The sequence below is a fragment of the Micromonospora sp. NPDC005172 genome (assembly GCF_040608555.1).
Classification (GTDB): Bacteria; Actinomycetota; Actinomycetes; order Mycobacteriales; family Micromonosporaceae; genus Micromonospora.
Window position 1 is genome coordinate 17,528 of the sequence record NZ_JBEXIL010000065.1, and the last position, 11,733, is coordinate 29,260.

An 11,733-nucleotide genomic window follows, 5' to 3' on the forward strand; every position below is an offset into this window, starting at 1 on the left:
GTCCACCCCGTGACCCAGACCCCGACCAGGCCCACCGCGCGCCGACGTCCGACCATGGTCGATGTCGCCCGACACGCCGGAGTCAGCCTGAAGACGGTCTCCCGGGTGGTCAACGACGAGCCGGTGGGTCAGGAACTGCTCGGCCGGGTGCTGGCCGCCATCACCGAGCTGGGTTTCCGACGTAACGACATCGCGCGCAACCTGCGCTCGCGCCAGCTCAACGCGACCGTCGGGTTGCTCATCGAGGAGATCGCCAACCCGTTCTACGCCACGATCGCGAGCGTGGCCGCCGAGATCGCCGCCGCGCACGGCACCATGTTGATCACCGCCTCCTCGGAGGAGGACCCAGAGCGGGAACGCGCCGTCCTCCAGGACTTCACGCAGCGCCGGGTCGACGGGCTGCTGGTGGTGCCGGCGGGCCCCGACCACTCGTTCCTGCGCCGCGAGGTCGAACTGGGCATGCCGGTGGTCTTCCTGGACCGGCCGCCGCAGGGGCTGCTCGCCGACACCGTGCTGCTGGACAACTCCGGTGGCGGTCGGGCCGGCGTCGACGCGCTGCTCGACGAGGGGCACCGGAGGGTCGGTCTCCTGCTCGGCGCGCCCAGCGTACCCACGATGCGGGAACGGCTGGCCGGCGCGCGGGCGGCACTGGCGGACGCCGGAGTCGAGTCGGACGAGTCGCTGGTGTGCGACCGCCTGATCGCCCCTGAGGAGGCCGGGCGGGCGGTCGCCGCGCTGCTCGACCTCCCGGACCCACCCACCGCGTTCTTCTGCGGCAACAACCGGCTCACCGTCGGCGCGTTGCAGGAGCTGCACCGCCGGGGCAGCGACGCGGCGCTTGTCGGCTTCGACGACTTCGAACTGGCCCACCTGATGCCCCGACCGTTGAGAGTCGTCGCCTACGACACACGCGAACTGGCCCGGGTAGCCACCGAACGCCTCTTCGAGCGCATCGCCGGCGACGACTCCCCCCCGTCGACAACGGTCCTACCCACCCGCCTCCTACACCGAGGCCTCCCCTAACCCCGCCCCGCCCTGCCCCGCCCTGCCCCGCCCTGCCCCGCCCCGCAGCCCGCTGCCCCGCTGCCCCGCTGCCCGCTGCCCGCTGCCCGCGGCCCCGCTGCCCGCGGCCCGCGGCCCGCGGCCCGCTGATCTTGCACTTTCTGTCGTTGACCTGCGCGCAAATGCGCCTTTTGTCGCAGCAGAAAACGCAAGATCGCGGGAGTGAGCGACGTGCATGCGCCCCCGCACCCACCGAACCTCCGCGATCTTGCACTTCCTGTTGTCGATTCGTGGATTTTGACCCGCTCTGTCGCGACAGAAAGTGCAAGATCGCGGAGGGGGTCAGGGCGAGGTCAGGGCGGGGTCAGGGCGGGGTCAGGGCGGGGTCGGGGCGGGGTCGGGGCCGGGGGGTTAGCGCGGGGCTGTCAGGAGGGCTTTTACCTCGGCTTGGGTTGGGGGGTTGGCGCCTCGGCGGGCGCAGGTCAGGGCTGCCACCGTCGCCGCTTGGCGCAGCACCGTCGTCCACTGCGACTCGGTCACCGCGGCGAGCCGGTCGGAAGGCCGGTCACCGAGCGCGTCGATGTCGGCCAGTGCGGCGAGCAGGCCACCGGTGAACGAGTCGCCCGCGCCGACGGTGTCGACCACTGTGGTGCGTACGGCCGGCTGGTCGTGCAGCACTCCGTTGGGGGCGAGCAGCCACGCGCCCTCACCGCCACGGGTCACCACGGCGCAGGACACGCCGGCTTCGCGCCAGTCGGCCATCACGTCGCCCACCGACCGACCCGGGTAGAGCCAGGCCAGGTCCTCGTCGCTGGCCTTGACCACGTGCGCGAGGGGTACCTGTCGGCGTACCCGCTCCTGCTCGGCGGCCCGGTCCGTGACGATGCTCGGACGCAGGTTGAGATCGATCGAGAGGGTGACGGCGTCGCGGTCGCGTTCGCGGGCGAGCAGCCCCTCCAGTGCCTGCGCGCCGGGGGCGAGCGCCAGGGCGAGTGACCCGGTGTGAAAGGCGATCGCCGACGAGCCGGCCAGGTCGGGCAGTTCCTGCGGTGTCCACTGCCAGTCCGCCGCGCCGTCGAGCCGGAACTCGTAGCTGGCCTGGCCGGTGGCGTCCAGGGTGGCGACCGCAACCGAGGTGGGTTCCGGGGCGCGGACCGCCCACTGGAGGTCCACCCGGTTGGCCGCCAGGTGCTCGGCGATCTGCCGACCGTACTCGTCGGGACCGAGCCGGGCCAGCAGTCGTACCGGCTGGTCGAGTCGGGCCAGGGTGACCGCCACGTTCGCGGGCGAGCCGCCCGGCACCGCGCGCTGCCCGTCGGCGGTGACCACCAGGTCGATGAGCGCCTCTCCGGCGACAACGATCATGCGGTCACCGTCCCCGGGGCGAGCGGGCCGGGGCCACCGAGGCCGTCGGCCGAGCGGGACAGCAGCACCGCCTGATACGCGTGGTAGACGTCGGGGCGACCGTGCCACACCGTGTCGGCGGGCAGGTTCCGCGCGTCCAGCTCGTGCCGCCAGCCGGTGCCGTCGACGAGGTAGTGGCGCGCGTACGCCCAGAAGGCCCGGTACCAGTCGGCGTAGGCGGCGTCCCCGGTACGGCGGAACAGGGTGACCGCCGCCCCGATGGCCTCGGCCAGCACCCAGTGCATCCGGGAGCGCACGACGGGCGAATCGTCCCAGTCGATGGTGTAGACGAAGCCGTCCGCGCCGTCGACCGCCCAGCCACGCCGCAGGGCGGCGGAGAACAGGGCACGTGCGTCGGCGAGCAGCCAGCCCGGCGGCTGCGGCAGGACCGCCTCCAGTTCGAGCAGCAGCCGGGCCCACTCCAGCCAGTGGCCCATCGTCGAGCCGTACGGCCGGAACGGGTCGGCGGGCTGGTCCCGGTTGTAGTCGAGCAGCGGCACCCAGTCGGCCGTGAAGTGCTCGGGCAGCCGCCAGTCGTGCCGGGCGGCCTCGGTGTGCACCAGGTGGCTGGCGATCCGCAGGGCCCGGTCGGTCCAGCTCGTGTCGCCGGTGGCGGCGGCAGCGGCGAGGAACGCCTCGACCATGTGCATGCTGCTGTTCGCGCCGCGGTAGTCCTCGGTGACCGTCCAGTCCCGGTTCCACGATTCACGGACGGCGCCCGTCTCGTCGTCCCAGAACCGGTCCCGCACCACGTTGAGGACCTCGGCGAGCAACCGGTCCGCGCCGGGCCGCCCGGCCCGGGCGGCGCTGGACGCGGCGAGCAGCACGAACGCGTGGTCGTACCCGGCCTTGCGCTCGTCGGTCGGCGTACCGTGCTGGTCCACGGCGCCGAACCAGCCGCCGTACCGGTCGTCGCGCAGCAGCGTGTCGAGCGCGGCGACGCCGTGGTCGACGATGGCGGCGGCATCCGGGTCACCGTTGCGGTGGGCGAGCGCGGCGACGTGGGTCATCCGGCAGGTGATCCAGGTGTAGACGGCTTCGCCCCGGTCCGGGGTGCGGTCGTCGGTGAGCCACCAGAAGCCGCCCTCGGGCCGGACCGACCGGCGGGCGGTGTCGAGCAGCGTGCGGGTCTGGTCGGCGAGGAAGCCGTCCAGGTCGGGCATGTCGGGTACCCCTGCCGGGGCAGGGGGCGGTTCGGCGTCGAAGCGGGGCGTGTCGGTCATCTCAGCTGGTCACCGTCGAGGAGCGAAGGGGCATACGGCAAGGATCGGCGGACGGACCGGGTCCGCGCCGGAAAACGGTCAACGGTACGGCATGCCGCCGTAGACGTAGGAGTGGAAGCGACTGCTTCTCATCCCTTTTGTCCGTTGACAGCGTTGTCACTTCGCAACCCTGCTCCGGCTGCCGGTCGACTGTCAATTCCGCTGCGTCACACCACCCGTCAGGAGTTGGAGGACCCGCTGTCGGTGGGCGTGGCGGACAGCAGCGTGGCCCAGTCCTGAGCGGCGGCCCAGTCGGCGAAGCGCTGCCAGCCGACCTCCGGGTAGTCGGCCCGCAGCCCGGGGACATCAAGGTCCAGACCGACTTCGGTGAAGTACTCGAACATGGCCGCCAGGTCGCTGGACCACTGCCGGACACGGGCCAGCGGCACCTGCCGATGGTCGATGGCGGAGCGGGTGACGACGGTGAGGATCTCGGCGATTTCCGCAGGCGTGCGTTGATCAGAGGCGATGTCGATCCGGCGGCCGGCGAACTCGTCAGGGCGCTGGAGGACGAGCGAGGCGAACGCGCCGATGTCGGCCGCCGAAATGAGGGCGAGCCGCCGATCTGCCGGCATCGGCCACGCGAAGACGCCCTTGCGCAGGCCGTCGAGGGTCCAGCCACTGGCGTAGTTGTCCATGAATGCTGCTGGCGCGATGATCGTCCAGGGCACGCCGGAGCCGCGAAGGTGCTGCTCGACCAGGTACTTGCTCTCGTAGTGCGGTACGCCCGTGCCCCGGTCGGCGTGCGCGACGGTGGTCAGCACGATATGACCGAGGCCGGCGGCAGCCCCGGCGTCGACGAGGGCCGCGCCGTGTCGGACCTCGGTGGCCAGGTCGGTGCCGAACGGGGTGGTGACCGCGAACAACGAATCCGCTCCGGCGAGCGCGGCGGCCAGGGAGGCGCGGTCGTCGAAGTCGGCTTGGCGCACCTCGGCGCCGAGGCCGCGCAGACTGTCGGCGGCCGAGGAGGTGGGTTGGCGGGTGAGCGCTCGTACCCGATGGCCGGCCTTCAGCAAGGCGCGGGCCGTGGCCCCGCCCTGCGCTCCGGTGGCTCCACTGACGGCGACGGTGAGCACGAGTCCTCCCGAGGTACGATAGCTGCGTGACGCATTTGCTGCATCACGCAGCAGATTAGAAGGAATCGCTGCGCCGCGCAACCAATTAGGAGGTGACGGACATGACTCCACCGCGTCGGGCACGGCTCTACGAGGAGCTGTCGATGGCGTCCCGTCGCTATCTGGCCTCGTACGTGCTGTTCAACCAGGCGATCGCCGACCACCTCGGGCTCCATCCGACGGACGTACAGTTCCTCAGCCTGCTCACCGCGGCACCCACCCCGCCCACGGTGCGTGAGATCGCCGAGATGACCGGCCTGACCACCGGCTCGGCCACCCGCCTGGTCGACCGACTGGAACGTGGCGGCTACGTGAAACGCACGCCCGACCGGGCGGACCGGCGTCGGGTGCTGGTCAGCCCTGTGCCGGACCGGATCGACCGGGTCACGAGGGTCTGGGACGACCTTGGCCGGTCCTGGCAGGCAATCCTCGACGACCACACCGAGGAGGAGCTTGAGGTGATCACCCGCCACCTGGCGCGCGCACACGACCTCAGCCACGCCCAGATGGATCGGCTGCGCTCACGACCCAAGCCCGACTGAGCGGGCCAGCAGGTTGCAAGCCGTCCCTCAGTAGTGGTCGTCGATCGGCCGACGCGCCTCCTCGAACAGCGCCGGCCCCTCGTAGTCACAGGGCCTCCCGGGTCACGTCCTGCTGCGGAACGGGGCGAGAGTGGTACGGATCTGGTCGCCCGCGCCCCAATCGTCGTCGAACTGGGCCAGCACCGCGAGGTGCTGTCGCAATTGGATGATCGGCATCCGGGCCCGCCAGTCGCTGTCGAGCGACGTCAGCTCCGCGTAGACGTCGAAGAACCGCTGCGCCTCCGGCGGCGGCGACGTCGTCCAGACGTGGGCGAGGTCGACCTCGGCCCACAGATAGGACACCGCTGGATCGATAAGCGCCGGCTGGCCGTCCGCCGTGGACAGGACGTTCTGCGTCCACAGGTCGCCGTGTGTGAGGCAGGCGGGCCGGGCCGGCAGCAGCTCGGGCAACCGGGAACACAGCCGTTCCAACGCCGCCCGATCCTCGCGATCCAGCGTCGCGTCCACACGGGGCTCGCCGAGCCACCGGAGTAGCCGGTGCTGCGCGAAGAACGCGAAGCCGTCGTCGTGCCACGTGTTGACCTGCCGGCGACGCCCCAGCCAGTTGTCCCGGTGCCAACCGAAGCGCGGATGGGTCGTACTCGTGTGCAGGTGAGCCAGCACATGCGCGAACCGCTCCCAGAACGCCTCGCTGCGCGGCCTCGGCCGCAGCAGAGACAGCACCAGCACGTCCCGGTCCGCGAGGATCACCTCGGGCGTCGCCACCCCCCCCAGGTCGCGCAGCGCGGCCAACCCGTCGGCCTCGGCGGGGAAGACGTCGTCGGCCGGCGCCTCGGCGAACGCCTTGACGAACACCGGCGGCGCGTCCCGGCGGGTGGCGATGCCGGCGAGCGCCGCGAGCCCACCCGCCGCCGGCTCGACGGCGACGACATCGCGCATCCCGGCGCGCAGCAGGCTTTCCCGTAAGAACGGCCCCGGTCGCATCACGACAGGTTCCAGGATGTCCGATCTGGTGTCCACCCCTTCTGTCGCGTCCGGGCAGGATGGCGGGATGGAACTGCCCGAGGGGCTTGCTTGGGTACGAGCGTCAGCGGTGGGCCGGGCCTGGCTGAGCGCGCTGCCGACGCTGGTGGTGGAGTGCGCCGAACGGTGGTCGCTGCGGCTCGGTCCGCCGTTCCGGCAGGCGTACGCCTCGCTGGCGCTCCCCGCCGAACTGCCCGACGGTACGGCGGCGGTGCTCAAGGTCCAGTTCCCGGACGAGGACAGTCGGTACGAGGCCCACGCGCTCGGCCACTGGGCCGGCGACGGCGCGATCCGGCTGCTCGCCCACGACCCCGAACGGCGCGTGCTGCTGGTGGAGCGCTGCCGACCCGGTACGCCCCTGCACGAACTACCGATGGATCGGGCGCTGGACGCGGCGGTCGACCTGCTGCCCCGGCTCTGGCGACCGGCCGACGCGCCGTTCACCCCGCTCGCCGAGGAGGCCGCCGGCTGGCTCGACCGGATGCCGCGCAGTTGGGACCGCGCCGGCCGGCCGTACGAACGGCGACTCCTCGACGCGGCCCGCTCCCTGCTCGTCGACCTGTCGGCGAGCCAGGGCGAACAGGTGCTCGTCAACCAGGACTCGCACGCCGGCAACGTGCTCGCCGCCGAGCGCGCCCCCTGGCTGGTGATCGATCCCAAGCCGCTGATCGGCGAGCGGGAGTTCTCGGTGGTGCCCCTCGTGCGCGGTCCGGAGCTGGGTCACTCGCCGGTCGCCGTCCGGCACCGGCTCGACCGGCTCAGCACCGACCTCGGGCTGGACGTCGACCGGGTCCGGGGCTGGACGATCGGTCATTGCCTGGCCTGGTGCATCGCCGACCAGGTCGTCTTCGCGCACCAGATCGAGGTGGTCCGCTGGCTGCTCGGCAGCGAGTGACGCGTCGGGTCAGCCGGCCTGGCAGGTACGGCACCAGTAGAGGTTGCGGCCGGCCAACTCGCCGCGACTGACCTCGGTGCCACAGATGTGGCAGGGAGTGCCGGCGCGGCGGTAGACGTACACCTCGCCGCCGTGGCGGTCGACGCGCGGCGGCCGGCCCATCGCCTCCGGCAGGTGGACGTCGCGGACGGTGTCGATCCGACCGTGCTCCAGGGCGAGCCGCATCAGCGCGACCAGGTCGGCCCAGAGGGCGTCCCAACCGGCCCGGGTCAGCCCCCGGCCGGGCATCGTCGGCGGCAGGCCGGCCCGGAACAGCGCCTCGGTCACGAAGATCAGACCGGTGCCGGCCACCACCGACTGGTCGAGCAGCAGGGCCGCGAGGGGCGTCGGGCTGCGGGAGATCCGGGCGTACGCCCGCTCGGGGTCGGCGTCGGCGCGCAGCGGGTCCGGACCGAGGCGTGCCCGCAGGGCGTCGACCTCGGGCGGGGTGAGCAGTTCGCAGGCGGTCGGGCCGCGCAGGTCCAGCCAGTGCCGGTCACTGACCAGCCGCAGCCGTACCTGGCCGACGGGCTCGGGTGGCGTCCCCGGGCCGTCGGTGAACTTGCCGTACAGCCCGAGGTGCACGTGCAGGGTCAGCTCGTCGGCGTAGTGGTGCAGCAGGTGCTTGCCGTACGCCTCGGTGCTGTCCAGGACGGTGCCGGAGAGCCGCGCAGCACCGTCGGCGAAGCGGCCCTGCGGGCTGGCGGCGTGCAGCTTGTCCCCGGCGAACAGCTCGGCGTGCCGGGCCGCCAGGCGGTGGATCGTGTGTCCCTCTGGCACGGGTGCCAAGGATAGTCAGCGCCGGTCGTACCCGAAATCGGTGTCAGGAAACGCCCAGGTGGGTATTTCGGGGTCGCAACGCGTGGGTGCCACCCCTGAACGTCGGCCACCACGCAGTCAACAGGAGGTGTGTAGTGGTCAAGATTCCTTCGCTCTCCCGCCGGTCGGAGCAGACGCCGACGCGGGACGAGAACCTCGACGGCCGGGTCGACGGCCGTGATACACCGCTGACCGGCCGGGACGCCGACCAGGCAACGAACCCCAGCACCACGGCCACCGGCGACGCCACGGCGACCGCCGGGCGGACCGGACGCAGCGGCGAGGCCGAGCGGCGAGCCGCGGAGCGCGCCGCCGTGGCCCGCGCCGCCACCGCCCGGCCGGCGGACACCGAGACCCGGTCCGACGCCGCCCGCCCGGCCGCCGCTGCCGCGACGGTCGCGGCCCCGACCATCGAGCGTGACAAGGACCTCGACGGTACGACCCGACGTCCCGAGCGGGACACCGACCTCGACCCCACCACCCGGCGGCCCGACGTGACCGACCGCCCGGTCGACACGACCCCCGCCCGCGACACCGAGCTGGAGCCGCCGGTGACGCGCGGCCCGAAGCCTCGGGCGAGCCTGCTCGCCACCCTCGGCCTGATCGTCTCCGTCGTCGGTGCGCTGTTCGTGCTGAGCGGCACGCTGGCCGGGTACGGCATCGGGCTCGGCGGGGTCGGCGCGGTGCTCTCGGTGCTGGGCCTGATGGCGACCCGCCGCCGGCACGTCGCCGGCAAGACCGACGCGCTGTTCGGCATTCTCATCGGGCTCGCGGCCGTGGTGCTCGGCGTCCTGGCGATGACCGGACAGTTCGTGTGGCCGACCACCGACGGCGACTGGGTGCAGCGCCTCCGCGAGTGGCTTGACTCACAGTTTGTCGATCGCTTCTAGCGGGCACTGTTCCGCTCGCCGGTGATGCACCGGCGAACAGCCGGCGGTTCGCCGGCAGAGCCCGATCAGTCCGGTGGTTCACCGGCCGGGAGACACCCTTTCAGGGGCGGCGATTCGCCGCCCCTGAAGTGTGTCCGGGGTTCGTCCCGTTCTCCTTGCACCCGCTCTCCCTTGCGCCGCCGCCCGCGCGCCCTCCCCTCGCGCCCCTCCGCCCGCGCCCCCTCCCCCTGCGTCCTTTGCTCTGCTTCACCCCAGGCAACACCGTGCGTCCGATTACCGAACGGCAGCTGTTGCCCCCGTTGAAGCAGAGCAAAGGGCCTGCACCCACCCACCGACCCCGCCCGCCGGTCGCGTCGCCTGATGCACCTCGACCCACCCACGGACGGCACCCGGCGTCCAGCGGCACCGGGGTGACCCGGAGCACGCACGACTCCTCACCTGCCCGTCAACGCAACGAATCGCGGCCGAGCTGACCTCAGACGCAACGTATCTACGGTCTGCGCAACTCTCGGTGGTGGATCTCGCCGCTGACGCCGCATACCGTTGAGCAACGGCGCCAGCCCGTGGGCCACGGTGGCCGGGCGCGCCCGACCCCTGGGAGCAGGACAATGACGATGGACGCCACCAGCCAGCGCCTGTTGATGTGCCGGCCGACGTACTTCGCCGTCGACTACGCCATCAACCCCTGGATGGACCCGAGCGCGCCGGTCGACGCCGCGCTGGCCGTTCGGCAGTGGGAGCAGCTTCGCCAGACGTACCTTGACCTGGGCCACACCGTCGAGGAGATCACTCCGGTACCCGGCCTGCCCGACATGGTCTTCGCCGCGAACGGTGGCACCGTGATCGACGGCAAGGCGATGGCCGTGCAGTTCCGCGACCCGCAGCGCGCCGACGAGGCGCCGGCCTACCGGGCCTGGTTCGAGGCCGCCGGCTTCGAGATGTACGACCCGAAGCACGTCAACGAGGGTGAGGGCGACGTCCTGCTGGCCGGCGACCACCTGCTGGCCGGCACCGGCTTCCGCACCGCCCACGCCGCGCACGCCCAGTTGCAGGAGGTCTTCGGCTATCCGGTGATCACCATGCAGCTCGTCGATCCGCGCTTCTACCACCTGGACACCGCGCTGACCGTCCTCGACGAGCAGACCGTGGCGTACCTGCCGGAGGCGTTCTCCCCCGGCAGCCAGGCCGTGCTGCGGCGGCTCTTCCCCGACGCCGTACACGCCACCATGGCCGACGCCGAGGTACTGGGCCTGAACGCGGTCAGCGACGGGCGGCACGTCGTACTGCCCGCGCAGGGCACCCACCTCGCCGCCAAGCTGCGCGACCGGGGTTACGAGACCATCGGTGTCGACCTGTCCGAGCTGCGTAAGGCCGGCGGCGGACCGAAGTGCTGCACGCTGCGACTCCGTCAGGGAAAGGCAAGCAAGTGATCGTGGACGACATGCTGCGTACGCCGGGAGCGGTCCGGGACGCCGAGCGCTGGACGGCGCACAACTACCACCCGCTGCCGGTGGTGATCTCGTCCGCCGAGGGCGCGTGGCTCACCGACGTGGACGGCAAGCGCTACCTGGACTGCCTCGCGGGCTACTCGGCGCTCAACTTCGGCCACCGGCACCCGCAGCTCATCGCCGCCGCGCACGCGCAACTCGATCGGCTGACGCTGACCAGTCGCGCGTTCATCCACGACCAGTTCGCCGACTTCTGCCGGGAGCTGGCCGAGCTGTGCGGCAAGGACCTCGTACTGCCGATGAACACCGGCGCGGAGGCCGTGGAGACCGGGATCAAGGTGGCCCGCAAGTGGGGCTACCAGGTCAAGGGCGTACCGGCCGGTCAGGCGAACATCGTGGTGGCCGAGGGCAACTTCCACGGCCGGACGACGACCATCGTCAGCTTCTCCACCGACGAGGACGCGCGCGCCGACTTCGGGCCGTACACCCCGGGCTTCACGGTCGTGCCGTACGGCGACCTGGACGCGCTCGCCGCCGCGATCGACGAGAACACCGTCGCCGTGCTGCTGGAGCCGATCCAGGGCGAGCAGGGCGTGGTGGTGCCGCCGGAGGGCTACCTGCCGGGAGTACGCGAGGTCTGCACCGAGCGGAACGTGCTCTTCATCGCCGACGAGATCCAGTCGGGTCTGGGGCGTACCGGCCGGACCTTCGCCTGTGACCACGAGGGCGTCGTGCCGGACATGTACCTGCTGGGCAAGGCGCTCGGCGGCGGCATCGTGCCGGTCTCCGCGGTGGCCGCGAACACCGACGTGCTCGGCGTGCTCAAGCCCGGCCAGCACGGCTCCACCTTCGGCGGCAATCCGCTCGCCTGCGCGGTGGCCGTCGAGGTGGTCCGGCTGCTGGCGACGGGTGAGTTCCAGCAGCGCTCGGCGGAGCTGGGCGAGCGCCTGCGGGCCGGCCTGGAAGGGCTGGTCGGCAAGGGCCTCGTGGGCGTACGCGTCCGCGGCCTGTGGGCCGGCCTGGACATCGACCCGGCGCTGATGAGCGGACGCGAGGCGTGCGAGCGCCTGATGGAGCGCGGCATCCTCGCCAAGGACACCCACGGCTCCACGATCCGGCTCGCCCCGCCCCTGGTGATCACCGAAGCGGAGATCGACCAGGCGATCACGACGCTCGCCGAGGTGCTGGCCGCCTGATCCGGAACGTGTGAGTGGCGGGCGCCGACGTCGGCCTTGACGTGCACGAAGCCCAACACGCGACGGGTGGACCGCTGCACCACCGGAAAGCGGGACCG

Annotated in this window: 11 protein-coding genes; 6 read left to right on the forward strand and 5 right to left on the reverse strand. The window is 72.1% G+C overall.

What is annotated here, in order from left to right; translation table 11 throughout:
- The first annotated feature begins 54 nt into the window (after positions 1 to 54).
- On the forward strand, positions 55 to 1,023 hold the full coding sequence (locus tag ABZV06_RS28940) for a LacI family DNA-binding transcriptional regulator (protein ID WP_355625395.1): 969 nt from the start codon (positions 55 to 57) through the stop codon (positions 1,021 to 1,023).
- A 390-nt stretch (positions 1,024 to 1,413) separates the two neighbouring features.
- Here the strand turns inward: ABZV06_RS28940 and ABZV06_RS28945 are convergent, their stop codons facing one another.
- The 3 genes from ABZV06_RS28945 to ABZV06_RS28955 all read right to left on the reverse strand — a co-directional run bounded on the left by ABZV06_RS28945 (position 1,414) and on the right by ABZV06_RS28955 (position 4,744).
- Entirely contained in the window at positions 1,414 to 2,367 is a 954-nt protein-coding gene (locus ABZV06_RS28945) for a carbohydrate kinase (protein WP_355625380.1), read from the reverse strand.
- Positions 2,364 to 3,569 carry an AGE family epimerase/isomerase gene (locus ABZV06_RS28950; RefSeq protein ID WP_355625397.1) on the reverse strand — a complete coding sequence of 402 codons (1,206 nt, stop codon included), beginning with the start codon at positions 3,567 to 3,569 and terminating at the stop codon, positions 2,364 to 2,366. The genes ABZV06_RS28945 and ABZV06_RS28950 overlap by 4 nt, the downstream gene beginning before the upstream one ends.
- Before the next feature lie 278 nt (positions 3,570 to 3,847).
- Complete coding sequence (locus ABZV06_RS28955) at positions 3,848 to 4,744, reverse strand: NmrA/HSCARG family protein (RefSeq protein ID WP_355625382.1); 897 nt, start codon at positions 4,742 to 4,744, stop codon at positions 3,848 to 3,850.
- A 101-nt stretch (positions 4,745 to 4,845) separates the two neighbouring features.
- On the opposite strand from ABZV06_RS28955, the gene ABZV06_RS28960 reads away from it, so the two are divergent.
- Complete coding sequence (locus ABZV06_RS28960) at positions 4,846 to 5,325, forward strand: MarR family transcriptional regulator (RefSeq protein WP_355625384.1); 480 nt, start codon at positions 4,846 to 4,848, stop codon at positions 5,323 to 5,325.
- Positions 5,326 to 5,427: 102 nt separating this feature from the next.
- Here the strand turns inward: ABZV06_RS28960 and ABZV06_RS28965 are convergent, their stop codons facing one another.
- The gene (locus ABZV06_RS28965) at positions 5,428 to 6,309 is read right to left on the reverse strand and encodes a fructosamine kinase family protein (RefSeq protein WP_355625386.1); all 882 of its coding nucleotides are present in this window, start codon (positions 6,307 to 6,309) and stop codon (positions 5,428 to 5,430) included.
- Between the two features lie 16 nt (positions 6,310 to 6,325).
- On the opposite strand from ABZV06_RS28965, the gene ABZV06_RS28970 reads away from it, so the two are divergent.
- Positions 6,326 to 7,243 (forward strand): aminoglycoside phosphotransferase family protein, encoded by a 918-nt coding sequence (locus ABZV06_RS28970; protein WP_355625388.1) that lies wholly within the window; start codon positions 6,326 to 6,328, stop codon positions 7,241 to 7,243.
- Positions 7,244 to 7,252: 9 nt separating this feature from the next.
- On the opposite strand, the gene ABZV06_RS28975 is transcribed toward ABZV06_RS28970, so the two are convergent.
- A complete protein-coding gene (locus tag ABZV06_RS28975) occupies positions 7,253 to 8,062 on the reverse strand; it encodes a DNA-formamidopyrimidine glycosylase family protein (protein ID WP_355625390.1) in 810 nt (269 codons plus the stop codon).
- Between the two features lie 134 nt (positions 8,063 to 8,196).
- Here ABZV06_RS28975 and ABZV06_RS28980 point away from each other — a divergent pair, with 134 nt between their 5' ends.
- The 3 genes from ABZV06_RS28980 to rocD all read left to right on the forward strand — a co-directional run bounded on the left by ABZV06_RS28980 (position 8,197) and on the right by rocD (position 11,635).
- Positions 8,197 to 8,991, forward strand: a complete 795-nt coding sequence (locus ABZV06_RS28980; protein WP_355625391.1) for a DUF4190 domain-containing protein — start codon at positions 8,197 to 8,199, stop codon at positions 8,989 to 8,991.
- A 614-nt stretch (positions 8,992 to 9,605) separates the two neighbouring features.
- Positions 9,606 to 10,421, forward strand: coding sequence for a dimethylargininase (gene ddaH / locus ABZV06_RS28985; protein WP_355625399.1), 816 nt, complete (start codon positions 9,606 to 9,608; stop codon positions 10,419 to 10,421).
- Positions 10,421 to 11,635 carry an ornithine--oxo-acid transaminase gene (rocD, locus tag ABZV06_RS28990; RefSeq protein ID WP_355625401.1) on the forward strand — a complete coding sequence of 405 codons (1,215 nt, stop codon included), beginning with the start codon at positions 10,421 to 10,423 and terminating at the stop codon, positions 11,633 to 11,635. The genes ddaH and rocD overlap by 1 nt, the downstream gene beginning before the upstream one ends.
- Positions 11,636 to 11,733: the final 98 nt, after the last annotated feature.

Excerpts from the sequence above, each read along its gene's own strand:
- ABZV06_RS28940 (WP_355625395.1), top strand. The coding sequence starts at position 55 with ATGGTCGATGTCGCCCGACACGCCGGAGTCAGCCTGAAGACGGTCTCC.
- ABZV06_RS28965 (WP_355625386.1), bottom strand. The coding sequence starts at position 6,309 with ATGCGACCGGGGCCGTTCTTACGGGAAAGCCTGCTGCGCGCCGGGATG.
- ABZV06_RS28960 (WP_355625384.1), top strand. The coding sequence starts at position 4,846 with ATGACTCCACCGCGTCGGGCACGGCTCTACGAGGAGCTGTCGATGGCG.
- ddaH (WP_355625399.1), top strand. The coding sequence starts at position 9,606 with ATGGACGCCACCAGCCAGCGCCTGTTGATGTGCCGGCCGACGTACTTC.
- ABZV06_RS28970 (WP_355625388.1), top strand. The coding sequence starts at position 6,326 with ATGTCCGATCTGGTGTCCACCCCTTCTGTCGCGTCCGGGCAGGATGGC.
- ABZV06_RS28945 (WP_355625380.1), bottom strand. The coding sequence starts at position 2,367 with ATGATCGTTGTCGCCGGAGAGGCGCTCATCGACCTGGTGGTCACCGCC.
- ABZV06_RS28950 (WP_355625397.1), bottom strand. The coding sequence starts at position 3,569 with ATGCCCGACCTGGACGGCTTCCTCGCCGACCAGACCCGCACGCTGCTC.